The 23,338-nt window shown below is 66.3% G+C and carries 25 protein-coding genes; 2 read left to right on the top strand and 23 right to left on the bottom strand.

What is annotated here, in order from left to right; translation table 11 throughout:
- Window positions 1-32: 32 nt before the first annotated feature.
- Complete coding sequence (locus tag OG884_RS18875; protein ID WP_326646690.1) at window positions 33-4,058, bottom strand: hypothetical protein; 4,026 nt, start codon at window positions 4,056-4,058, stop codon at window positions 33-35.
- 312 nt (window positions 4,059-4,370) lie between these two features.
- On the opposite strand from OG884_RS18875, the gene OG884_RS18870 reads away from it, so the two are divergent.
- Entirely contained in the window at window positions 4,371-4,526 is a 156-nt protein-coding gene (locus OG884_RS18870) for a hypothetical protein (RefSeq protein WP_326646689.1), read from the top strand.
- A 4-nt stretch (window positions 4,527-4,530) separates the two neighbouring features.
- Here OG884_RS18870 and OG884_RS18865 read toward each other — a convergent pair whose 3' ends face one another.
- From OG884_RS18865 to OG884_RS18770, 20 genes are all read right to left on the bottom strand, one after another.
- Window positions 4,531-4,848 (bottom strand): hypothetical protein, encoded by a 318-nt coding sequence (locus tag OG884_RS18865; protein WP_326646688.1) that lies wholly within the window; start codon window positions 4,846-4,848, stop codon window positions 4,531-4,533.
- A 50-nt stretch (window positions 4,849-4,898) separates the two neighbouring features.
- Complete coding sequence (locus OG884_RS18860) at window positions 4,899-5,447, bottom strand: hypothetical protein (RefSeq protein WP_326646687.1); 549 nt, start codon at window positions 5,445-5,447, stop codon at window positions 4,899-4,901.
- Window positions 5,447-5,932, bottom strand: coding sequence for a phage tail tube protein (locus tag OG884_RS18855; protein ID WP_326646686.1), 486 nt, complete (start codon window positions 5,930-5,932; stop codon window positions 5,447-5,449). Before OG884_RS18855 ends, OG884_RS18860 begins: the two co-directional genes overlap by 1 nt.
- 942 nt (window positions 5,933-6,874) lie before the next feature.
- Entirely contained in the window at window positions 6,875-7,120 is a 246-nt protein-coding gene (locus OG884_RS18850) for a hypothetical protein (protein ID WP_326646685.1), read from the bottom strand.
- A gap of 1 nt (window position 7,121) precedes the next feature.
- A complete protein-coding gene (locus tag OG884_RS18845) occupies window positions 7,122-7,448 on the bottom strand; it encodes a hypothetical protein (protein ID WP_326646684.1) in 327 nt (108 codons plus the stop codon).
- A 63-nt stretch (window positions 7,449-7,511) separates the two neighbouring features.
- Complete coding sequence (locus tag OG884_RS18840) at window positions 7,512-7,907, bottom strand: hypothetical protein (RefSeq protein WP_326646683.1); 396 nt, start codon at window positions 7,905-7,907, stop codon at window positions 7,512-7,514.
- A gap of 35 nt (window positions 7,908-7,942) precedes the next feature.
- On the bottom strand, window positions 7,943-8,296 hold the full coding sequence (locus OG884_RS18835; protein WP_326646682.1) for an HK97-gp10 family putative phage morphogenesis protein: 354 nt from the start codon (window positions 8,294-8,296) through the stop codon (window positions 7,943-7,945).
- A complete protein-coding gene (locus OG884_RS18830; RefSeq protein ID WP_326646681.1) occupies window positions 8,293-8,730 on the bottom strand; it encodes a DUF6093 family protein in 438 nt (145 codons plus the stop codon). The genes OG884_RS18835 and OG884_RS18830 overlap by 4 nt, the downstream gene beginning before the upstream one ends.
- Before the next feature lie 12 nt (window positions 8,731-8,742).
- Window positions 8,743-9,096 carry a hypothetical protein gene (locus tag OG884_RS18825; protein ID WP_326646680.1) on the bottom strand — a complete coding sequence of 118 codons (354 nt, stop codon included), beginning with the start codon at window positions 9,094-9,096 and terminating at the stop codon, window positions 8,743-8,745.
- A gap of 9 nt (window positions 9,097-9,105) precedes the next feature.
- Window positions 9,106-9,441, bottom strand: a complete 336-nt coding sequence (locus OG884_RS18820) for a hypothetical protein (RefSeq protein WP_326646679.1) — start codon at window positions 9,439-9,441, stop codon at window positions 9,106-9,108.
- A gap of 265 nt (window positions 9,442-9,706) precedes the next feature.
- Entirely contained in the window at window positions 9,707-10,864 is a 1,158-nt protein-coding gene (locus OG884_RS18815) for a phage major capsid protein (RefSeq protein ID WP_326646678.1), read from the bottom strand.
- A 115-nt stretch (window positions 10,865-10,979) separates the two neighbouring features.
- Window positions 10,980-11,333: a DUF2190 family protein gene (locus tag OG884_RS18810; protein WP_326642884.1), complete on the bottom strand. Its 354-nt coding sequence runs from the start codon at window positions 11,331-11,333 to the stop codon at window positions 10,980-10,982.
- A gap of 6 nt (window positions 11,334-11,339) precedes the next feature.
- Window positions 11,340-13,808: a hypothetical protein gene (locus tag OG884_RS18805; RefSeq protein ID WP_326646677.1), complete on the bottom strand. Its 2,469-nt coding sequence runs from the start codon at window positions 13,806-13,808 to the stop codon at window positions 11,340-11,342.
- A gap of 89 nt (window positions 13,809-13,897) precedes the next feature.
- Entirely contained in the window at window positions 13,898-14,248 is a 351-nt protein-coding gene (locus tag OG884_RS18800; RefSeq protein WP_326646676.1) for a hypothetical protein, read from the bottom strand.
- A complete protein-coding gene (locus tag OG884_RS18795) occupies window positions 14,248-16,083 on the bottom strand; it encodes an ADP-ribosyltransferase (protein ID WP_326646675.1) in 1,836 nt (611 codons plus the stop codon). The genes OG884_RS18800 and OG884_RS18795 overlap by 1 nt, the downstream gene beginning before the upstream one ends.
- A gap of 52 nt (window positions 16,084-16,135) precedes the next feature.
- Window positions 16,136-17,212, bottom strand: a complete 1,077-nt coding sequence (locus OG884_RS18790) for a hypothetical protein (RefSeq protein ID WP_326646674.1) — start codon at window positions 17,210-17,212, stop codon at window positions 16,136-16,138.
- A gap of 12 nt (window positions 17,213-17,224) precedes the next feature.
- The gene (locus OG884_RS18785; RefSeq protein WP_326646673.1) at window positions 17,225-18,931 is read right to left on the bottom strand and encodes a hypothetical protein; all 1,707 of its coding nucleotides are present in this window, start codon (window positions 18,929-18,931) and stop codon (window positions 17,225-17,227) included.
- A 17-nt stretch (window positions 18,932-18,948) separates the two neighbouring features.
- Entirely contained in the window at window positions 18,949-20,496 is a 1,548-nt protein-coding gene (gene terL / locus OG884_RS18780) for a phage terminase large subunit (protein WP_326642898.1), read from the bottom strand.
- Between the two features lie 17 nt (window positions 20,497-20,513).
- A complete protein-coding gene (locus OG884_RS18775; RefSeq protein WP_326642900.1) occupies window positions 20,514-21,089 on the bottom strand; it encodes a hypothetical protein in 576 nt (191 codons plus the stop codon).
- Window positions 21,090-21,492: 403 nt separating this feature from the next.
- On the bottom strand, window positions 21,493-22,083 hold the full coding sequence (locus OG884_RS18770; RefSeq protein WP_326642902.1) for a hypothetical protein: 591 nt from the start codon (window positions 22,081-22,083) through the stop codon (window positions 21,493-21,495).
- 194 nt (window positions 22,084-22,277) lie between these two features.
- On the opposite strand from OG884_RS18770, the gene OG884_RS18765 reads away from it, so the two are divergent.
- The gene (locus OG884_RS18765) at window positions 22,278-22,778 is read left to right on the top strand and encodes a hypothetical protein (protein WP_326642904.1); all 501 of its coding nucleotides are present in this window, start codon (window positions 22,278-22,280) and stop codon (window positions 22,776-22,778) included.
- Here OG884_RS18765 and OG884_RS18760 read toward each other — a convergent pair.
- Window positions 22,775-22,927, bottom strand: a complete 153-nt coding sequence (locus OG884_RS18760) for a hypothetical protein (protein ID WP_326642906.1) — start codon at window positions 22,925-22,927, stop codon at window positions 22,775-22,777. The two genes, OG884_RS18765 and OG884_RS18760, sit on opposite strands and share 4 nt — an antisense overlap.
- A 107-nt stretch (window positions 22,928-23,034) precedes the next feature.
- On the bottom strand, window positions 23,035-23,337 hold the full coding sequence (locus tag OG884_RS18755) for a hypothetical protein (RefSeq protein WP_326642907.1): 303 nt from the start codon (window positions 23,335-23,337) through the stop codon (window positions 23,035-23,037).
- Window position 23,338 lies beyond the last annotated feature (1 nt).

The following is a 23,338-nucleotide window of genomic DNA, read 5'->3' as shown; positions in this document are numbered from 1 at the left end:
CGAAACCGCCCCTCCTGCTCGTGAAGGGGCGGTTAGCCGCGCCCTGAAATACGCATCGCGACCTGAGCCGCGAACTGATCAATGTCGGCTTCGGAGCGAACCGTCATGCCGTTGAGCGCGACCAGCGGGCCACCACCGGACGCACCGCCAGACGAACCGCCCGAACCGGGCTGGGCGGCAGGCGCTTGGCTGGGGCCAGACGGAGCCCACGACGACGACTGCACTGGCCTGGACACGCGACTCCAGTTCGTGGAGCCGCCCGGCAACGCCACACCAGCCGTACCCCTGGCTGCCCCCTTGATCTCAGTCGGCGGCGGCTGCTTCAACGCTTGCGTGCTCCTGACCGCAGACAGCGCCGTCCCGCCGCGGGGCGAGCGCTCATCGCCCTTGGATCCGGTCGACCCCTTGGATGAGCTCCCACCGCGGGGGCTGCGCTCGTCGCCCTTGGACCCGGCATCACCCTTGGCGTCGGCGGCGGATGCTGCGGCGGAGATCGCCTCACCCAGCAAGGTCACCGCATCCGTCAGTGGAGGCACCTGCACGGCGATGACCTCACCCCAGCCGATCGCCGCCTCACCGAGACCATCGACCGCACCCGTCAGCGTGCCCGCCTCACCGAGCGCCGCATCCAGCGTGGACGTGGCCGCGCCGAGAGAGCCGGTCAGGCCAAGCGCCGTCATATCCAGGCTGGACCGCAGAGCGTCGATACCAGTGACCGTGACCGACGCCGCCCCCGGCATGGGTACGCCTCCGCCGCCCGTCGTAGACCCGCCAGCCGTGTTGACGCCGATGTGCTCGGGCACCACGGCCATCCCCATGATGCCCGCAGCCTCCTGCAGGATCTGCAGGCCACGGTCACGCTTCCCAGAGGACAGCGGAATATATGCCTCCATGCCGGCCTCGCCGAACACGACGTCAGGCCCAGACCGGCCGGAAATCATGTACGGGGAACTGGCGATCATCGCTGCGGGATTCGACCCCAGAGACCGAATGCCGCCTGAGGCCATGTACTGGCGGCCGTCAGTGTTGTAGATACCGCCGTACGCCCTCGGCGCTGCCGGCGCCCTAATGCCGATGGGAAGTTCCAGCTTGATGCCGAGGAGTTGCTTCGCGAAGGCGTACGCCTTGTCCAGCGCAGCCTTGGTATCCAGTTCGATCTTGACTTGCTTGTCCTTGAGCTTGGCCAGCTCATCCTTGAAGTTCTTCGAGCCGGTAGCCGCTTTGTCCGCCATCTCCCGGGAGATGCCAAACTTCTCGGCCAGCGCGTACACCTGCTCTTTGGCCTCTGAGGACTTGCCGGCCAGTTCCATGAGCTTCGGGAGTTGCTCAGCCACCTTGATCGTGGCGTCTCCAGTGCGGCCGGTGAGCTTCTCCTGCGCCTGCGCTCCAGTATCAACCTTCTCCAGGTAGCCGCCGAATGCCTCACGCGCCAAAATCACAGCATCGCGTTGCTTGTCAGTCATCTGCGCGTTGAAGTCCAGCTTGCCATTGCTCGCCTCGATCGCCGTCGCCGCGTCCTTGTAAGCGGTCTCCATGTTCCGGATGGCCTGCAGTGCATCGGTTCGGCCGGCGAACGTGTCGAGGGAGCTCTGCAGGCCATCCATCTTCTGTTTGGCCTGATCGATCGCGGTAGCCGTATCTGTCGTCGGCTGCTTGGCGCCTGCGACAGCACTGGCGTACTCAGGGAAGAGCTTCTTGAGATCGTCGACCTTTGTTCCTGACTTACCTGCTTCTTCAGCGATCCGCTGGAAGGCGGCCTGCGCCCCGGCTGCGTTGCCTCCGCTGACCATCTGCGCGAGCGCTTGGTCTACAAGGCCGACCCGCTCGGACATCATCTGGAAGTTGCCACTCATGAAGGGCAGTTGGTCGGCCATCCAGTCGATCGGATGAGCGACGGTCCACTCCCAAATCGTCGGGTCGTTGATCTCCCGGATCGCGTCGGCAAGTTTCCTCGGAGCATCCTCGGCGCCGTCAAAAACTCCCTGCCACTGGTTGAGTAGATCGCCGCTGAACGCACCGGTCTTGCCGAGCTTGTCCAAGTCGTCGACGAGCTTGTCCACCTCGACGTCAGCTCCAGACAGGTCCCGCGCTAGGGCATCCGCACCGGCGAGAGCACCAAGAGCTACACCGACACCGGCCGCAACCTTGACCAGGCTGGCGACTTTGCCCTTGGCGCCGGTTGCGGCATTCCCGACCAGGCCGACGTTCTCGGCGAGGTTCTTCCAGTGAGAGACAGCGCTGAGTCCGGCATGTGCGGTCTTGATCGCGATCAGGCCGAGAGCGATGGCCTGGATGTGCTCAGGATCCATCCCGGCGACGATCTCAGCGAGAAGGTTAAGTCCGGCCAGGGATCCGACACCCAGCGGTGCCAGGGCTTCGACAATGTTCTTGCCAGCCGAAGCAATGTTCTTGATCAGCTCCCAGACTTTGGGTGCGTTCTCCTTGACGAAGGCGATGAACTCGGCAAACTCGGGTGAGTCCTTGAGCTGCTGCCCCCACTCGGAGAATGCCTTCGTCGCGCCCTCGACCCCGCCGACGATCGTGGGCGTGAACGGCAGGAAAGCATCCATGATCCCGGCGATGCCAGTGACGATGTTGCCGAAGGACCGGCCAAGCCCGATGATCGCCTCGGGCATGTAGGTGTTGACGTTGAACAGGAACGTGTTCCAGAAATCGCCCGCAAGGGCTTTCTCGGCATCGTCCAGCAGGATCGAAAACGCCCCCGAAGCGCTCTTCACCAGCGGCGTCAACTTCGGCAGAGTCTTCTCCATGAGGCCAAGCCCCTGGGAGATGACCGGCAGCACGTCCGGCTGAACGCTGCGCTGCCAGTCCAGGTAAGCGTCCTTGAAGTGCTTGATGTCCTCCGCGAGCACCTTCTCCTGCTTGCTGAGCTTGGCGAACGCGTCAGTGAGGCCACCCGCACCACCGCCGCCACCAGCAGACGACATGGCAGCCTTCTGCTGCAGATGCAGCTGCTTGAGCTGCATCTCCGCTTGGGCAACCTTGTCTTGCGCCTGCTCCAGGTCGTCCAGGCCGCGCTGGTATTCCTTCGTCCCTTGGACGCCGGCCTTGTTCGCCGCCGTGGTGTCCTTCTTGGCCCGCTGGGTCTTGACCTCCTGCTCACGGGCCCGCTGATGCGCCTGCTCAACGCTGAGCATCGCGCGCTCGACGTCAAGGGCGGACGCGTCTGGGTCGGCCTGCAACTCGGCCAGTCGAGCCTCGGCTTCACGGACCGCGAGCGACGCGTCCTTCTGGCTGAGGATGCTGCGCTCAAGGGAGAAGTTCATGTCTTCGAGCGCGCGCCTACCGGCCTCCCGGGCACGAGTCAGGTCCTCCTGCGCCTGACGCTCGTCTTTCTGGGCGTCCGCGAGCCGCTTCTCGGCCTGCTCCAACTGAAGAGCCTGAATCGCCGCCTGAGCAGCGGACTGGCCAGCCCCGCCCGTCGCCCCGCCCGCACCCTTCGCGGCCGTCTCCTGCGCCTTCAACGCGTCATTGATCCGGGTCAAGCTGGGCACCGCCACCGCGGCGAAGCCAGCAGCCCCAAGACCCGCAGCGGCGAACGCCGACCCGAGCGCGGTCACGCCTACGGCGACCGTCGTCACTGCGGGCAGAGCCGCCAGAGCCGCGCCAACCATTGCGATCCCGGCGAGCGCCCCGCCGACGTCAGCGTTGACATTCACACTGGCCGTACGTCCGTCGACCTTGGACACCTCGCCGTCGATCGCCCGCAGCTCAGCCAGGGCAGTGCCGATGTCCGCCCGCACGTTGATGTTGGCTTCGTTGCGCTGAAGCTGCTCCAGCTCCCGCTCGATCTGCGCCAGCTCAGCCCGAGCGGCATCAGCATTGATATCGATGCCGACCTTTTTGTCGGCGAGCGATTCCAGCTGCTTGCGGAGCTCTGCAAACTTGATCTCAGCGGGCGAACTGTCCGCGTCGATCTCGATCTTCGGGAGCGCCTTGGTCGCTGCTTCCAGGCGCCTACGCATCCGGTCCGCGCTCGCACCGGTCTCGGTCATCTTCCGGCCGAGGTCGGTCGTCTCCCTCTTCGCCTGCTCCATCCCGGCGACAAAACCCGCGACGCGAGCCCGCAAGTTAATGCTTACTGACCGGTCGGCCAACGCACTCACCACCCGTCAGGTCACGATTTAAGTGGTTATGGCGGCACGGCCCGTTGGGGGCTGTCATCATCGCGAGCGGATCGGGGGATTCATCGACAACGCGAGGAGACCCCGCGTGAGCAACATCGGCCCCAATGAGCTTGGCGTCATCGGCCTCGGCCTATTGATCTTCTTTGGCCTGCTTTACCTGGTCATCCGGCTGGCCATCCGCTCCACCCGGAAGGGGTGACCGTGTTCCGCAGAGTTGAAGACATGGAAGGCGGACCGGACGACCCGCGCGATTTCGACGAGTGGGCGACCGGCTTCCGTAAGACGTTCAAGAACGTGCTCCTGCCGCTCCTGATCGTGGTTGGGGTCATCGTGCTCATCAGCCTGGTCGGCGGAGCATTAACCGGAGCAATCAACTGACCCGCTAGTCGTCCTCGACCGCGAACCAGAACAACGCTTGCGGGTGCTCCGTCTTGTACTTGGAGTGTTTTTCCTGCGCCCGCGCCAGCGCCGTGCATGCATGGCAGCGGGAGGGGTTCGGCACGATGTACGAGCGGACCGGTTCCCCGTCGCGCATCTCTGTTGTCTCTGAAAGCTGCAGTCCGCAGTTGTGGCACTGGTCGGCTTTCCACCGCAGGTAAGCCATGTGCCAGGCGACGTCCTCGTCAGTCCACTCCGGTTCCGACATGGTTTCGGAGTGGGTGACTCGTTCCTGCTCGCCCCGATGGTAGATCGTCGTCATGGCGGGTACCCGGCCGAGGAGTTTCGACCGGGGCACCCCCATGACGTGAGCTACCGAGAGTTCTTCTTGGAGCCGCTGAGAACTGCGGATGCGGCGAACGAGAAAGGGACGTCGATGTCCGCCTTGTTCACCTCGAACGCGGCGGTGAACAGGGCGTCCCACTGTGCCTGTGTGAGCGCGTCAGCGAGCTGCCCGGCCTCTTCCACGCTCATCTTCGGCTCGACCGCGCATGTCGCCACCAGGGCGACAGAGAAACTGTCCCAGTCGACGTCGCCGCGCTTGCTCTCTTCCTTCGGCGGGTGCTGGGCAACCAGGTCTGAGTACACCTTGGACGACAGGCCCTGAAAGCGGAACACGGCGGTGTGCTCCCGCATCTTCGCCCGCAGCTCCTGAATCTGCTGGGCAATCGCAGTCGCCATCGGGTCCGAACCGCCGGCCAGGGTTCCAGCGTCGGCGGGCTTCTCCCTAGCGATTGCGAGGTCTCGCTCCAGAGACTCGAACTCGGCCTGCAAGTCACCTGCGAGGCAGATGGGGACGGTCTTCTCGGGCCTCTTGATCGACCCGATGATGTCCGCGATTGCGGATGTCTTGGTCGCCATCAGGCCGCCACCGTCGCCTCTCGCAGGTACCGGCCGGACGGGAACAGCTTGACCGTGGCCTTGTCGTAGGCTTCCGCCTCCGGCGCCAGCTCGGACGGCTCGCCACACGTCACCGTGTAGATCGCGATTTTCTGCCCGGCGGCGTACGGGGTGTCATAGGCAACGCCACGACGGACCACGAAGTAGCCCTGCGTGCCGTTGGTCATGACCGACCACATGCGGTCGCCACTGGTCTCGGTGTCACGGAAGAACGTCAGCTCGATCCCGGCCTTGGTGCGGCCCGGCCCTTCGAACGTCTGCGTGGAGGCGAGGGTGTCGCCGGTGACCGCACCCTGCTCGATGCCGATGTTCAGGCCGTCAGCGGTGATGTGCTCCTCGCAGGCGACGATGCCGACCGCCGTCAGCTCCGCCACGGTCGGCGCGGACAGGCTGGCCACAGCCGGCGCGAAGGTGGCCTTGGTGTTTCCGTCAGAAAGCCTTTTCACTTTGCGCTTCCTTTCAACTATGGAGCGCATGCATAGGCAGCGCTGGTTCAGGACTGGGTGGGAAAAAGTCAGGACCCCACGGCAAGGGCCTGGTCCTGGAGAGAGAAGCCGCCGAGTGGCGGCTATCGGCTACCTGGCGCAGCTACGCCGAGCGCGGATAGCTATGCATGCGCGGCAATGACGCGTGCTCGGGTTACCAGGGGCGCGGTACGTGTTGCCTTCCGTGAACTCGTGGCCTCGCAAGCAATGCGTCTTCCGCGCGTTGATCGCACCTGGTCCGACGCCACGCATGACGTTGACCACCAACGGCACCGGGTCGAGATGCCACGGATTCACGCAGCCGCGATTCCGGCACAGGTGGTCGAGTTGGAGACTCTCAGGGATCTCGCAGACGAAGAACTCATATGACCAGCGGTGAGCATTGCCTCCGCCGAACTGGCCATAGCCGGACTCTGGGTGCAGGGTGTCCCAGGCCCAGCAGCCACGCTTGTCCTCGTGCGTGATGTGGTCGAAGAATCGGCGCTCAAGGGTGAAGCCCTCAGTAGTGCCGGAGCGACGGATCCGCTTGTAGTGCATGAGGCAGTGGCCGCCACCGACCGCAGGCCGCTCGCACTTCGGCACCGCGCAGATTTGACGGATCCGGATCGTCCCGGCGGGGCCGGGGTCGCCGGTCTTCTTCCACCGTTTGAGGTGCATGGTGCAGAAGCCGTTGGCGCGCGACAGGCTCTCGCATTCCTCTACGGCGCAGGGCTTACGGACACGAGGACCGGTTTCGGCCTTACCGACATCACCTGCCCTCTGCCAGCGCCGATAGTGGGTCTGACACCAGTCACGAGCCTTAGCCGGTTCTGGGCATGCGGGAACAGAGCAGATACTCTGGGACATGTCGATCTCCTGGTTAGATCGGCCGCGCCCGGGACCGTGTCAGCGGTCGCCGGGCGGTTACTTGTCGGCGGACTTAGCCGCCTTGCTGGGCTTGGTGGCGCCGGGTTCGACCGGCTGGGGGTGGATGACCTCGACGGACTGCGCAGGAACGGGCCCGCTTTCTGCGGGCGGATCCTGCGCGGCGTCGGCGGAGGGGGCGGGGCCGATCACCTGGTGGCCCTCGTGGTGCTCCCAGAACGGGCGAGCGCTGGGGTCGATCTCGAACTCGCGCCCGTACGGGTCGCGGATGATGAGGGGCACCATGTCAGAGCCGCTCGACCGTGAAGGTGACCGAGGCAGTCGACTCCCAGGACAGGGCGATGAGCCCGTCAGCAGGGTTGATGTACTCGGGGTAGCCCAGCGGGATGACCTTGGTTGCGGCGGCGGCGATCGTGATGACCTTCGCCGCGTTGGCGGCCCCGTACCGGGTGTTGCCGTACGCCGGGATGGTGAGGTCGACCTCGGCACCGGAGGCGTTGGTAGCCCTGATGAACAGGTTGTTGTCGGGTGTGATCTTGTCTCCGGAGGCAGCGTTCCGGCTGGTGGCGACAAGGCCGTCAGCGGTGATCGCCTGCGCAGAGTAGGTAGCCATACGGGCTCTCCTCAGGGCACGAAAAAAGCCCGCACGATGGCGGGCTGAATCAGAAAGGGACGGTCAGGCCGGGTCGGACCTGAAGTGGAACTGCAAGGTCCCGTAATGGACCGGCGGCGCTACAGCGTCATCACGGGTGATAGGGCGACTGAGCGGCACCGGATACACCGGGTAAGCCGTACGGCCAACGACCGCCGGCGTGACGCCGATCAGAGCAGCCCTGGCCGCATCCATGACACCTGCGGCTTGATCCTGCGTGGCACCCACACAGGTGAGCTGGAAAGGGAAATCGAGGCTGGCGTGGGTCTGCGCCAACGACGTCGCCTCATCCGTGCCGCCGAACGGGTACAGGACCGCGTAGCCCGTGAACGTCGAGGTGCCGGGATTGCTTGCCCAGCCGCCGCCCGCCGGGACCTTGCCGCGGCCCACGAGCACGCCAGCGGCGGCGAGCAGCACCACGACGGCGTCAGTGTGCGGCCTGACCGCTGCGATGCTCACTCCAGCACCCGGCCACCGATGGACTCGATGGCCTTCACGAACGACGCCGTTGCCCGATCGAACGCCGGCCCCAGATAAGGCTGAGGGGCCATCCGGCTGGTGCCCAGCTCGACATACGCGGCGTAGTTCGCCGTCGCCTCGGCGGTGAAGCCCAGTTCGTCGGCGTCGAAGTCAACGCCGATGCTGTTCTTCAAGTTGCCGGTGTCCACTGGAACCAGCGCCTGTGCGCCGGTCACGACGTCGAGGCCGGTCTTCTTGACCGCGAGGCGGGTCATACGTTCGGCCCGTTCGCTGGCCTGATCGAGAACAACTTCCAGCCGGGCGAGCTCGGTGAAGTCGAAATCGCTCATAGCGCCTCCCGATGGGTGATGTCCTGGGTAGCGGTCAGAACGCGTTCCCATTGCTCGGTGCCGCTGCCGCCCAGCGTGTCGGTCACCCATAGGAGACGTCCTGGGAGTTGCGGGTCTGCGGCGGTGAGGACCTCGACGACGTCGCCCTCCACGATTTCCGCTGTGTCCCAGCGGATCGCGACCTTGTAGTCACCCATGCCGGTCGGCTGGTCCCCGACGATCGGGTTGCTGATGCCGGCGGGTGCGGTGATACGGCACGGCCCGACGTAGACCACGGTCGACGTGGGCGGATGCCATACGCCGTCGCCGTCAAGGGTGCCCTCACCTGCAGGCCGGGTGATGCGGCAGGTGCCGGTCAGGGTGCCTACCGCGGTGCGTCGGTGATGCTGCGACCACCGGGCGTGGATCGGGCCATGACCTGCGAGCGGAGACACCGGGCCTCCCCTCTACGGGACGTAGCCGAGATAGCCGGTGTGCCGGTCGAAGTCCACGATCGCGAAGCCGACGCTGTCGTCGCCGTCACCGTCGTCGAGCTGGCGGCGGAGCTCCGACGCCCTCGATCGGAGCTCTCCGGCGACTTTCGTGCCGTCGATGCTCAGACCGTTCATCGAGATGACCTTGGACACGAGCGCCTCGGACGAGGCGATCACGTCCAGAGCCTGAGCAGCAGCCCGCTTGACCGAGCCCTCCATCGCGAGGAAAGCCTCGATCTGCGGGTCATTCAGCAGTTGGCTGGCCGGGTCGGTGTCAGCTATGAGGAGGCGAACCTGGCCGACGTCGGTGCTGTAGTCGATCGCCACAGTCGCCTCCTAAGCGGCGGGGATGACTGCGATCCCCCACGTCGCCGACGCCGGATCGATCGCGCCAGCGGTGCCGTTGATGATGCGGATCGTCACGGTGTTCGCCGCGCTGACGAACGCGGAGTGGACCAGACCCGCAGTCAGGTTGCCGGGTGGGGAGGCGATGGCGAAGTCGCCAGTGGCAGCGCCGGTCACGGTGGCGGTGAGCGTGCCCACCGCACCAGCGGCGATGGACGCGAAGTCCAGCGTCGCCGTGGTGACCAGCATTTTCTGTGATGCCGGGATGCGGCCTGAGGCGTTGAGTGTGGCGAGGCCGCCGGCCACGCCCTTGGCGGTGCTAACCATCAGGTGCCGCCCTTCCTGGTTGAGCGCTTACGCGCGGTACTGGTTCGGGCAGGTGTGGCCGGTTCTGCCAGCGCCTCGCCTGCGGGCTCTTCGGCCGGGGTAGCGGGCTCCCGCAGCTCGACCGTTTCCGGCCCAACCTCGGGAGCCAGCTCCTGCGGTGCGGTTGGCGGCTCGGGGAGACGGTCCAGGACCTCCCCAAGCCGTGCGTGGATTGCGGCGAGGTACCGTTCGGTCCCGTTGATCGGCCCCGGCAGGGGACGTTCGGTCACGCCGTGCCCAGCGAGGCGACCGCGCTCTTCGGGTCCATCAGCGTTCCGCCGAAAGTGTGGCGAACCTTGTGGTCCACGCTGTCGGTGTCGAAGTCTCCGTCCATCGGGTCGATGAGGCCACCGCCGACCCGAGTGGCGTTCGGGGACTTCATGAACAGCTCAGGGGTTTCATGGCCTGCGAGGAAACCGATCTCCATCGCGGGCCGGCCCACACCCGGGTCAGCGAACAGATACCACGCGCTGTTGCCGGTGGTGGTGTCCACGATCGGCAGCCACGGATCGACGAGGATCTGGACGCGGTTCCGCATCCAGTTCGTCACCCTCAGCTGGTTGTTGCCGGTGCCGTCGCCGCCGCCGTCGGCAGCGACGATTTCGGTGGCGTTGACGATGTTCATCGCGGTGATCTCCAGCGCGGGCGGGACCACGAGCCACACCGCGTTGACGTAGATCGGGTTGCCGTCGGTGTCGACCTGCGCGGCCAGCGTGTTGAATCCGCTGGTGATGCCCTCAACGGACAGGGCGGGCGCACCGGTGACCAGGTTGGCGTTGCCGACGGAGAAGAACGTCGAGTTCGGGCCCGTCGAGGACGCGAACAGGGACGTGAAGAACTTCTCCTCCGAGAACCGGGCCGAGTTCGCGAGGCGGGTCGGCAGGTCCCGCAGCGCCCCCAGGTCGTCGTTGATGAACGACTCCCAGCTGAACGGGAGCCGCTTGCCGTACTTCTTGACCGAGTACTGGTAGCGGCCGTCCTGCACGGCCGCGGCCGGGTACTCGGTGGCCTGCTTGACCTCCGACAGGATCGCCTCACCGCCATCGAGGGTGAACCTGTCGACGGTCCGGAAGTCGCGGACGACGCCGCGGCGGGCGACGTTGCGCCACATGACGGCGGTGTGCTGGTAGGCGGCCAGCATCTGCCGGTCGATGATGTCACCGAACAGGAAGGAGAAGTCGGAGGTGGTCATGGCCTCTTGGAGCCGCCACCCGGGGATTCGGCCGTTGACGACGCCCTCGTACAGGCGGGCCGCCTCCAGGAGGGACTGCTTGTAGTTGGGGGTGTTGCGTCCGCCGCGGACCCGGCGTCCCTCGCGGGCGTACAGCCGCTCGGCGGTGGCGTCCTGGGCGTTGTAGGTCTCGATCAGGTCGAGGAGCTGCATCGTTGTTCCTTGCTCTCAGGCGCTCCGCGCCGGGGCATGCGAAAGCCCCCGGCCGTGTGGCTCGGGGGCTGAAAGAAGAGGAGTGGGCGCGCCCGCTACGGGGCGCCCGGGCGGGCTAGTAGCCGATCTTCACCCGGATGGTCGCGGTCGCCGCACTGGTGACACCCTCAAGGGCGTAGCCGAAGCGCACCCCCGTGGCCTTCTTCGACAGCTTCGGGGTGTCGCCGGTGACGTAGTAGATGATGTCGCCGGCCGAGACGGTGGAGTTGCCGGAGCCGTCGACGCCCTTTACGGACAGGGTGGCCACGCCGTCGGTCTTGATGGTGGTCAGGCCGTCGCTGCCCTCGTTGGTGAGTGCCACACCGGGAAGCTGCCCGACCAGGACAGGGTCGCCCGATACGGGCGTGGTCGGGTCGGTGGCGGCGAGCTGAAGCTGCACACCCTCGTCGAAGATGATGTTGGTAGCCATGCTGGGTCAGCCCCTTCCCTGCGCAGCCGTCAGAGCGGCCGGCTCGTGCATGCCGATGCTGGTGAAGACGTTGGCGAGCGCCTTGTCGACGTCGGCTTCGGACAGTTCACGCTCGGAGGTGGCGCCCAGGCCGCGGGGAATGCCCGCGCCGGAAGCCTCCGCGAGCGCGGCGACGTAGGTCGCCTCGTCCTTGATGGCCGCGGTGATGGCCTCGCCGAGCTTGACAGTGTCGAGGGCGCCGGTGGTATCGGTCGGCAGGTCCCGCACGACCGACTCGGTGACACGGGCGTAGGAGGCGGCGTGCAGACCGGAGGTCTTCAGCGCCTCCTCGCAGCGCAGGCGAGCGGTCTGGGCGTTGGCCAGACGCAGCCGCTCGGCGTCGCCCTGGGCGAGCTTCTCCTCCAGCACCTTGATGCGCTGGGCAGCGTCGGCCTGCGCCTCGGCGAACGCGATCGAGGCCCTCTGCGCCTCAGCCAGCGCCTCGGCAAGAGCGGTATCGCGAGCCGCTTCGGTGACGTTGGCGCCCCGCTCCGGGGGCGCCTGCTCGCTGTTGGTGCCCTCACTCATCGGGGCTCCCTTCGTGATGGTGGTGTCCGCGTCCTTGGCGGGGTCCGCCCAAAGGTCGCGCTGGTACAGGTGCGGATGGTCAGCCTCGACGCGGCTGTTGAACGCGGCGAGGGCCTCACCGATCGCGGACGACAGGCCGATCCGCTCGGCTCGGGTGAGGAGACCGCCGCCGAACATCTCGTCGGCCATCTCGGTGAACCCGAGGTGGATGCGGGACTCGAACCAGGTGCCGACGGTCGCGGCCTCGGCGAGGTCGGACTCCTTGGCCGCGAACTTCGCCTTGAGGAAGGCCGGCAGCTTCTTCCCGTCCTTCTTCTTGGAGTCCTCGTCGTCGTCTTCGCTGGTTTCGTCGTCCTCGTCTTCGAGGTCCTCCGGCTCCTCGTCCTCGTCCTCGCCTTTCTTCTTGAACGGCGGGGCCAAGTTCCCTGCGGCTCGGGCGGACTCCAGTAGTGCCACGATGCGGCCTCCTGCTCCTGGCGTGGTCACGAAGTCGACGGAGGTCGCTTCGGTCAGCGATGTGACGATCGGTCCGCGGATGTGCTGCTGGGTGCTGGCCTCGACGGTGCCAGTGGCTCGGATGCTCATACCGATGTCGTCGGCCATGGCCTCAATGACAGGCGCCCAGTGCGGGTACACCTCGACGTCGGCGTACAGGCCGTCGCCCTGGTAGGTGGCGGGAGTGGCGAGGCGCCCGGCGAGGTCACGGACGGACCGCTCAGGCCGCTCGTACGCTTCGGTGACGCCGGGGTGGTCGAGGTACACCGGCAGTCCGGCGCGGAACACGCCGGCGTGCTGGCGGAGCATCGCCGCCGGGTAGTAGCCGCTGCTGCCCTGCACGTCCCCGGCGATCAGCCGGGCGCGGAACCGGCGGCCCTTCGGTGCTTGACCTCCGGCGGCTTCGGTGAGGGTGACGTGCTCACTCAGCTGGGATGAGGCGACTTCGGCGGCGGCTTCTGAGAAGCGGCTCATGGCGTCACCCCACTTGCTCTGCTGCGGGCCATCGATGACGGCGGCCCAACTCCCGTCGAGTGGTTCGATCTCCAGTCGGTTACGGGGCTCAGAGCCGCCCCAGTTTCCGTAGAGCTCGACGCGGACTTTGCCGAGGTTGGTGGCGACGACCTTGCGGGTGACGGGCTTTCCAGGGGTGTCCGGAAAGTCGATGTCGTCGATGATGCTGTCGATCGCGCTGTCGATCTTGGCGAAGGAGGCGCGAGTGAACAGCGCCTCGATGGGGCGCCCGTCGTCGCCAAGGACCCTCAGACCGATCTTCTTGTCGTCGGCGGCAAACAGGTCCGTATCACCGTTGCCGCTATCTACACGGGTCGCCTTGTCGAGCTGGTCAGGCGCCGCATGCATCTTCTTGATGTCCCTGCGCGACAGCTCCATGGTTGGGCCACCGTCGAGGGCCAGCGTGTAGTCCTTGCCGTCCTTGCTGACGTGGCCGACACCGGGGATGGTCTCCTCGTCGCCGGAGTTCCAGTCGTCAGCGAGGTCAAGCGTCGACAGGAGGCTGCAGGTTTGGCTTTTGCTGAGCTTGACCGACTGCTTCCCATCTCCTATGGAGAAGCTGTCGTCGGCGTGGCGGTCAATGACCACTGTGCCGCCGCCGGTGAGGGGGATGCGGGAGGAGGCGAGTTTTTCCGGCATGCCTCGCGGCTGGTCGGCTTTGGCGCCTCCGCTGGTGCCGCCAGTGGGGGTGTCATTCCTGCTGCTGGATGTGCCGCCCCCGTGGCGGGGGGTGGAAGCGGATGAGCCTCCGCCGTGGCCGAATTTGCCGTCTTCGCGGCGGGGGTGGAGGTCTTCTCGCCAGGGCGCGGAGTGGCGGCCCTCCTGCACGTCCGCCTCGTCGTCGTCGAGGTCGTCGCCGGGGATGAGCTCGCCCGCGCCCCACGCGAATCGGTCAACCACGGGCTCAGCTCCAATCAGAGGCGAAGGCATGCGGAAATGCGAAAGCCCCGGCCGTAGCGGCTCGGGGCTTTCGATAGGTGCGGTGAAGGTCAGTCGTCGGGCTGCTCTGTGGTCGGCTCCTGCAGCTCACCGACGGCCTTGTACAACTTGGGGTTGAGCAGGTCGGAGGCGGGCGTCTTGGCCCGGTACTCGTCGCGGTGGATCGCCCACACGGCGCTGCCAGCCTTGCGCCCGGCTGGCCCAGCCATCTCGGCGGGCTCGAACCCGGCGGCGCCCTGGTCGTCGGTCCACACATGCCCTAGGAGTCGCCCACCGGGAGTGTTCAGCACGGCCCGGCGGACAGGGCCAGCAGCCTGGTAGTCGTAGATATCCGGGGAATGGGTGACGCGCCCACTCAGAGCGTCGTCACCCCACCGCGGATGCTCATCCCTTGCCGTCATCAGAGCTGCTCCTCATCGCCGCCGCTGGCGAGATAGTCGGCGTAATCGGCGTAGTCCGCGTCAGTGAGCTCACCAGACAAGTCGCCGAAGTCAACGTTACTGACGGACGGGCTAGCGCCGCTACCGGTCGGCATCCCCCATTCGGCGCCAGGCGCGTATCCGGCCGCGGCGTCACCGGCCGGGTCAGGCTTCCAGTCTGTGTCAGGTTGCCAGCCGGTGGGGACGACTTCGACTTCCATGTGCCATTTGCCGCCGGATTCGTACACGTCGTGCACTACCCAGGAGGTGTTGCGGTCGAGGAGGAGTTCCCGCTCGTCCGGGTACCGACTGATCGGCATCGCGTTGATCGCGTGATGCCCTTCGGGGACGCGCACCATGAGACGGACCGGCTTGTCATCAAACACCGCTTTGCCGCCCGCCGAGGTGGAGACGTAGGCGTCCTCGCTGGCCACTTTGCCGATCAGGGCGCGCATGCTGGCAGGGTCCTTGGTATCAGCGCCGAGCCGCTTCACGTAGTCGGCGCCGACGCCGCGGTGCACGATGACGTCCTCAGGCACCACGGACTTCGCCATGGCCGCGTCGATGCCGTCGATACGGGCCTGAACGTCAGGGTCGCGCTTTTCGTCGGGGTTACGCAGGGCGAAGTTGATGGCCCGGTAGTTTTCGCCGGTGTAGTTTTTCACCGCTGCCCGATCAGCAGCGGTGAACGGCTTCTTCTTCGGCGACCCCATCCGCTCGTTGAGCCAGTCGGTGCCCTCAAGGCTCGTGGTGTGGCGGGTGGCGTCACGCATGCCGGGCCGGCGTGGCTCCCCGGGGGATGCCTGTGCTGGTGCTTCAGGCGCCTCGGGTGGCTTCGGGGCCGCTTTGGAATCGGCGGCTTTCGGCTTAGACGGAGCATCCGGGGCATTCTTGGCCGCTGTCTTCGCTGCCGGCGCCTTCGTAGCCGGAGTCTTCGGCGCCGAGTCAGTCGCGTCAGCCTTGGATGCGGCCTTGGATCCGTGCGGCACGAACTCCATCCGCACATGCGGGACGCCGTTGTTGTCCTCTACGGAGACGACGCGGTACTTGCCTGACGCCGGGAGAATCATCTCTCCGCCGTCCCCCACCGCGGCCTTCGTGCCAGCAGGGAGGGTGACCTCCACCGTCGCGCCCTTGGACGTCTTCTTCGGCGTGAGGGACGTGGACACGTGGCCCTTGTCTCCCATCACGTCGCCCGGCTTGAGACCAGCAGCCATAGCCGCGGTCATCGTCCGGTGCACCGTCATCGGCTCAGTTGTCGGCGGAGCCTTACGTAGAGCGTCGTTGAGTTGCCGGTTCGCTCGGGCGGCGCGGGCCATCTCGTCGGCGCTGTACTTGTCGTCCTTGACGCCGTTCTTGCCTTTGCTGCGCAGCTCGGCGTTCATCAGTGCGTAGTCGGCGTCCTGGTAGCCGCTAAGAGCCTTACGCTGCGCTGGGGTGAGGGAGCCCCGCCATTCCCTGTAGTGGTTGTCCAGCCACGCCTGGTCTTTCGCTGCCGGAGAGGCGGCCTTCACAGCAGGCGCCTTCTTGACCGCAGGCGCCTTCTTCGCAACGGGTGTCGGCTTCGCCGCAGGAGTTTTCTTCGCTGCGGGGGCGGGCTTGCTGGCAGCGGCCTTAGCGGCGGCGGGCTTGGCCGCCGTGGGCGTGGCAGCCTTACCGCCGGTCGTCTTCGCCGACGCCGAAGGCTTGGCCGCGCCGGCACTGGGTGACGGCCCGCCCGACCCGAACTTTCCGTCCTTCGCTCTGGGGTGCAGATCCTCGCGCCAGATGCGCTCCACCAGGTCCCACGCCTCAACGAGGCTATGACCCTCGTACATGTCGACACTCCCTCCCTGGTGAGCCGATATGCGGCGGAGGTTTTCTGGCAGGTCAGGTACGCCGTTGTTTGGCGATGCGTTCCAGGTCGCGGACAGGTCTCGCCCCGTAGGAGTCACGCCACCCGGAGGTGGTGCGTAGCTGCGGAAGGTCGGCCCAGTCGATGGCGCCGGAGTCGAGGAGCTCCAGGCGGCGAGGCCCCATGATGGCGAGTTGCTCAGCCCTGGGGAGTCCGGCGAATACTTCTGGCCCGGTGGGGATGTGGTCGTCAGGCTCGTCGATGTCGAAGCCGAGCGCCGCCCACGACTTGGCCCGGGGTGAGCGAGAACAGCGGCACTGCTGGTGCCCGTACGGTCCCGGTTCCGACAGCGGATGCATGGTTCCGTGCAGGGCGATGCAAGCTGGACACGTCCTGCCCCGGCTGGAATTAAGTTCCGCATGCCAGATCCAGCCGTCCAGGACGGCGGCGTGGTCTTCCTGGCCGATCTCAGCAGCCCGGCGATGACTGTCGATGATCTCGGTGCGGGCCAAGTTCAAGGCTCGCGAGAGACCACCGTTGAACTCGCCTTCGAGGTTGCGGAGCATCCTGGCCGCCGCGGTGCGCGGGTTGTCGCCCACGACCACGCCGCGGATCAACTCCCGCTTCATCGCCGCGGTGGCCTCGTCGGCGAGTGGCCAGTGCTTGGCGTTGATCTGCTCGGCGGTGCGGCGCACGATCGCGTCGATCGCGTCGGGGAGCTGCCTGCGGTAGCGGGCTGCTGCGGCGAGCGTTGACCCGTACGGCAGCTGGGAGGCGATCAGGTCACCCTGACCGTCCAACGCGATACGGGCCGCGTCCTGGGCGCCTGCCACGGTTTGAGCGCGGACCAGGTCAGCGAGTCGGGTCAGGGCTGCGGCGATGACGTCGAGGGCGGACATGGCGCGGGCGGTCTGCTCGACCTGCCGCCGCGACAGCCACCGCCCCTCCCCCGCTTGGAGGAGTTCGGTGATGCCCGCGGCGACCTCTAAGGCCATCTGATCCCAGGCCCTCACCCAGGCTTGCACCAGGGATCTGGTGACCTCTGCGAGGATCGAGCCGACCGCGCGCCGCATCTCCTCAACCAGGCGAATCGTGTCCCCGGTGATCGGCATGACCACCCCCGCCTACGCCTCGGCTGGTTCCAGCTCTTCGTCTACGGGTTCCTCGGTGAACTCGTCGGGAGATTCGCCCGCGAGGAGCGCCGCCGGATCTCCGCCGTTACGGAATGCGTCCACCGCGGCTTGCCCGGCGCTCTCCCCTGGCGGAATGAAGGCCCCGTCCTCTGTCGTCAATTCGTCGAGGATCTCGTCGATGTCCTCCACCCCCAACGCCTCCAGTAGGAGACGTGCTACAACGAGCGGCGGCAGGTACTGGGGGCCGTCTGCTTCAGTGATGGCCTTCACCAGGACGGTGACGTCGACGTCGTCGATGTCAGGCCACGAGATTTCCAGGGTCTGCTCGGTGTCGCCGTCCAGGGTGACGGTTTCACGACCGGTCTCGTCCCGGGTGATCGCGCCTTTCAGCGCACCCTTGGGTGCTCGCACAGCTTCGTGGATGACGTAGGTGAGGATCGCCCGGTACATCTCGGTCCACACGCCGCGGCGCAGCTCCATGGTGCGCTCAGTCGGCGTGTCCAACGTCTCCGCGGTCGCCCGAGCCCCGGTGGTGCCGGGATCGCCGAGCAACATCGTCACCGGCACATCCAGGCCAGCGGCGACCATCGCGGCGAGCGGCCGACCCGAGTCGGAGTCGATCGTGGCACCGCTCTTAGGCACGGCCTCCAACGCCATGTCGGGCGTCATGAGTGCGGTCGCGCCGGCGTGCTGCGGCTCCCCCGAATACCGGTCGGCGGCGGGTCCAGCAGCGATGCGGGACCGGGCCGCGGCCTGCCTGCTGCCCTTCGAGGTGAGCTTCCACGCGAAACGGGACAAGGATTTGATCAGCCTTGCCCAGTCGGTCAAAAACTCCTTGTACGCCTGAGCCCAGTCGATCGCCGCATACGCGTCGGGAACCCCGTACTTCCAGCCCTTCAGACCGCCGACCTTGACGTGGTAGACCGGTGCGTCCCAGTAGATGGTGGCGTCGCCGCCGAGCTGCCCTGGGACGGCCTTCGGGCGGTGGGCAGGCCGGTAGCCGAGCGCCGGATAGTAGGCGGTGCGCAGGTTCGCCGAGTAGCCGCCGAGGATCTCATCGGCAGCGGACTCGTACCAGACCCGCTTGTAGAACCAGACCTCGCTGCTGTCACGCGGGTTGGTGATGACGTCGGCGATCTCATCCCAGGGGATCGACCGAGCCCGCACCTTCCCTGTCACCGGCAAGGTGAACAGGGCAAAGAACAGGTTTCCATCGGTGCCGAGTGCCCGCTCGTTCTCCTCGGACGCTTGGCTGCCCGTGAGGGTCCGCCGGTTGCCGTCGTCGGCGAGGAACTCCTGTACGACCGCGTTGACGTCCTGGCCAGCGCGGACAGCTTTGCCCTTGCGCTGCTTACCATTGGCCCTCGCGCTGATCTGCACGCCCTGGCCCCACACGTACGCCGTGCGCAGCGCGAGACCCCGCTTGATCAGGGTGTTCTTCAAGGCCATGACCCGGACTACGGCGGTGATCTGCCGCAACCCCTCACGGGAGAACTCCTGGTCAGCCATCGAGGTCAGGTGCTGCCAGCCTGGCTCGTTCATCCGGTTTTCGAGGTCAGCTATCGACTCCTGCAGGTGCTCCACAGTGGCGCGTTCCTGCCGAAGGATCTCCGCTTGCTCAGCCCGCCCGGTAGCCCGGTACCAGGTTTCCCGGACCGGAGCGGTGAACGACTCTCGCAGGGAGGCGGCAAAGCCCACAACGCCTCCTCAAGCAGCTAATACGGAGATATCTCGTATCCGCCCAGGCCATCATCGAGGTCATCGGAATCGATGATCAGCAAGCCGGACAGGATCGGGGCGAGCAGCATCCGGTTGATCGCCTGCGTGCAGGCGTCCACCTGGTCATCGTGGGAGCCGTTCGGAAACCCGCTGTGCTCCTGGAGAAAGTCGCCGATCCACGGCGCGACCTCCGGACTTGGCAGGTAGACGGAGCCGCCCTCGATGAACGGGGTGACCGCGCGGGCCCGCGACTCCTTCGACCCGTCAGGCTCGACCGGGATCAGGCCGGGCACCTGGCGGGACAGCGAGTTGATGACCGCGGTGCCGTTGGCTTTGTCTTCCACGTACTTCGCGGACGCTTGCGGCCACTTCGCGGCCATTTGCCGGAGTTCAGCACAGGTCTCGGTGAACGACAGTCGGGCGTGGACCTGGTCGAGAAGGAACAGCTCCAGCCCGTACCTGGCCCACACCTGGCCGACGACGTAGTCAGAGCCGTCGGTGGCTTTGAACGCCATGTCCCACGACATGGCAACCTCATCAGCGCCCGCAACCCAGTGAGAGCCGTCAGGGCGGACGATCCACCGCTGCCCGTGGTACTCCTGCCACCACTCGCGCAAGAAGATATCGCCGGCCGCCGGGGCGGGGCGGCCCTGGTAGAGGCTCGCCCAAGTGCGGGATCCGGAGCGGACCTTGATGGCTTCCCACTGCTTCTTGGTGCGGCCCCGGGCGGAAACCATGAACTCGCCCGGCGCGCGGCCGAGCGGGTCTGTCTCCCCCTTGGCCGGGTCGTGGTCGGCCTGGGCGGGGATGTTCACGACCCGCCACAGCTGGCCGTCCTCTGCGGCGAGGAGACGACCGGCGAGGTCGTCTTCGTGCCAGCGCGTGAGAATCAAGACCACGGGAGCGCCGGGGGCAAGGCGGGTCGCGGCGACGTCAGTCCACCAGTCCCACGCCCGTTCCCGGTAGGTCGGCGAGTCAGCCTGAGCGCGGTCCTTGATCGGATCATCAATGAGCATCAGGTCAACCGGGCGGCCAGTCAGAGCCCCGCCAATGCCTGCCGCATAAACGCCGCCCTCTTGGCCGGCGAGTTGCCACTCGTGCTGAGCGGACAGGTCATCGCGGACCGTCAGGCCGAGCTCGGCGCCGTGGACGGTGATGTCGTCACGGATCGCACGGCCCCACCGGCGGGCCACACCGTGCTCGTAGGACGCGATGGCGATGCGGGTGTCGGGGCGCTGGGTGAGGGCCCAGAGAGGGAACCGGCGGGAGACCCTCTGGGATTTTCCTTCCTGGGGCGGCATGGAGATGACCAGCCGGCCATCAGGGGTATCGAGCAGCCGGACCAGTTCGGCGTCGATCAGGTCAAGAGCGGGGGTCTGCCTGGTCTTGGGGTCAAGCGCCTTCGCCAGCTCGCCCGGCGTTCCCCACCGCGGCCTGAGATGGCCCAGCTTGTTCAGCGCCGCGTTCCGCAGAGCCGCCAGCAGTCGCTCTTGCGCAGCCACCGGCCAGTCCTGCCAGCCGCGAGGCAATGTCGCAACGGTCATGGGCACCTCGCGGGGGGTTACGTCTCCGACATCTCCGGCGCCTCGTCGGCGATGCCGAGCTGGGCGGCGAGGCGCTCGATTTCTGTGGTGATCGCGTCCGAGACAGTGACGTTGGCCTTCGTCGGCGCGTCCAGGCCGAGCAGCTTCGCCCGTCGCTCCTGAACCTTCAGCAGGCGGTCGATGGCCGCGAGAACTGGCCCGTCGTCTGTGAGCGGCGGACCGCCCTCTTCCAGGTAGATCACGCGGCCGTGTGAAACGGCGTAATGCTCGGTCTCCAGCACCTTCAGTGCCGCCTGATACATCTCGTCGAGACGCTCCAGCTCGACCATGCGGAGATCGTCGGCGGCTTCTTGCGTCGTCTCCGCGAGCACTCGGCGAACGGCTTCGTGCGCCTTGCCTGGGCCTGCCATACCGAGCTCGTCAGCGATCTGCCGGTACGTGAGACCACGGGTACGGAGACGTGCGGCTTCGGCATCCCGAGTGGCGGTTTCTAGGCTGCGCTCGAAGCGCCCTCTGCCGCCACGTGTGCCGCCGCGTGTTCCTTTGGCCTTGGCGGTTCCCTTGGTCGAGGGATCGCCGGGGGTGGTCGTCATGGCTTGGCCTCCCCGTCGTGTGTGTCCGTCGAGGGGCGGTGTGGTGGTGGCCAGTAGGTGACGCCGCACTCGTTGCAGGATCTTCGGCCAGGGATCTCGCCGAGACCAGTGATGTCCACACCGGATTCGTAGAGGTGCTCGCAGGTGAGCCACTCTGCGGGTAGCTGCTCGCCACAGTCGGGACAGAGTGCGGCGAGGAGTGCGTCATCAACGACCGAGCGGACCGGAACGGCACTGTCATGGGTGCACCGGGTGGTTGATGGCCGTGTCGGGAAGGTGTGATCCGAGGCAGACGCGGCAGATTCGTCCTCGATGCAGCCGGTTGCCCGAAGCGAGATCAGTAGATCGTTCATCGCAGCGCGTGTTGTCTCGACGTCACTGCGGAGATCGTCGGAGGTGGAGGTCACGGCGTCTCCCCGGATGGGGCAGAGATCTCATCCGGTACGCGCCGGACGTAGACGTAGATCTTCGTGTTGCTGCGGGTGGGAGATGCGGCCCAGCCTCGTTCCGTGAAGGCGCCTACCAGCTGATTGGTGGTGTCCTCTGTGGCCTGGTCGGAGAGGAAGACCATGGCGTTGTGAGAGTCAGGCTCGGGGCGTGTGGTGGCGCTTATCTTCGCGACGACGTGGGTCAGCCCCAAGTCGTTGAGGATGGCTTGGATCTCGTTGGCGAACATACGCGGTTCACCCGTGACCGCTGCCCGCTTGGACTTCGAGGTGGGCTTGGGGCGCGCATCCGTCAGACGGCGTGAGGCCACTTCGAGGCGCTCGTGAAGTTCCTCTATCTCGACGTCGTGGTTCATGAGGAAACAACGGCTTGCCTGTTCGGCATTGCCGAGGATGCGTTCCGCCCACTTGAGACGCTGCTCTGCTGGGAGGTCGTTCCAAAGGCGGATCCATTGGGCGGGGGTTGGTGTGGTGCCCTCGGGGGGCGGGGTGTCGGCTTCACCGGCTCGGAGGCGGGCGATCTCAGCTTGGAGGTTCTCATCGTTCATGAGGCGTCCCGAGCTGGCGGGGTCCGCCGAAGATGCTGAGCTTGCGCTGATTCATGAGGTCTCCCGGATGGGCGAGGACCCCGGGTCCGGGAAGGCTCGGGGTCCTCTACCTCCGGTAGCTGGCCGGAGGGTTCTTGATGAGGCAAACGCCTCATTCGGCTGGCGTGTTCTGCTGTGCGGCGGATAGTGGAGACGTGTCAGCAGAACTGATTGGTGTGATCATCGGCGGTGTGCTCGCGACGATCGGCGGGCTGCTCGGTCAGATGTACGCGGCGCGGGCTCAAGCCCGGCTGCGGCGGCGTGAAGCAGCGGTCGCAGCGTGCGAGGAGTTGATCGTGGTGTTCAGCCGGATGCGGTCGGCGCACAATCTGGACACCATGATGAATCCGCACGAGCGGCAAGATCGGCGCTCTTTCATGGTGCGGGAACAGGAAGAGGGGGAGCTCAACGACGAGATTTCACGGTTGGCTGTACGAGTGACCGATAGGGGTCTTCGCCGCGCCATCATGCAATTCGTGGGCACTCGGGGGCGACTGGAAGGTCTGCCCAACTATTCGGAGCTTCTTGAGCTTCTGGTGGAGCGATGCGGTTGCGTGGTGCGAGCAGATCTCAGGCGCTCGACGATGGGGCCGCTTCGCCGGGCTATAGCTCAGCAATCTACGAAGAACCAAATCCCCGGCGATCAGCAGTCCTAGGTGTCGATGAGACCGGCGCCCGCGAGAACGAGGCAGAACACCCCAGCGCAGAACAGCGCGGCGACCCACGACTTATGGATGACAGCGACGACGGAAGCGGCGCCGAAGAGGACGAGCGCGAGGAGCGTGAAGATGTCGGGGATGCTCATGCTGATCTCCGTTTGCTGGCAAAACTACGGACGGTAGCCACCTCGGTTTATCCCGCCCGTTAGAAGTTATACCGAGAGTGACGAAATGGGGTATCGAGGAGCCCAGATCAAGTGATCTGGATCGGATCGCCCTCAAGGACGGGCACCTCGTCGGAGGTGGTGACCCGCACCCACGGCACCTTCGTGCCCGGCGACGCACTGAAGTCGAACGAGCTGCCCGGCCCGATCTTCACCTTCGCAATCGTCGCGCCGTCGTCGTCGACATCCCACTGGGCGGACACCCACATCGTGGGGCGGATCCCGTACGCGACGACGGACATCTCCACCACCAGCGTGTTGAGGTCTTCGTCTCCGTCGACGACGACGGGCAGATACTCCGACGTCTCACGCGGGTAGTGCTCGATCGCCACC

Source organism: Streptosporangium sp. NBC_01755, from assembly GCF_035917995.1.
In the GTDB taxonomy this organism is placed as follows: domain Bacteria; phylum Actinomycetota; class Actinomycetes; order Streptosporangiales; family Streptosporangiaceae; genus Streptosporangium.
Note: the sequence above shows the minus strand (reverse complement) of the source record. Positions and strands in the feature narration are given on the sequence as shown.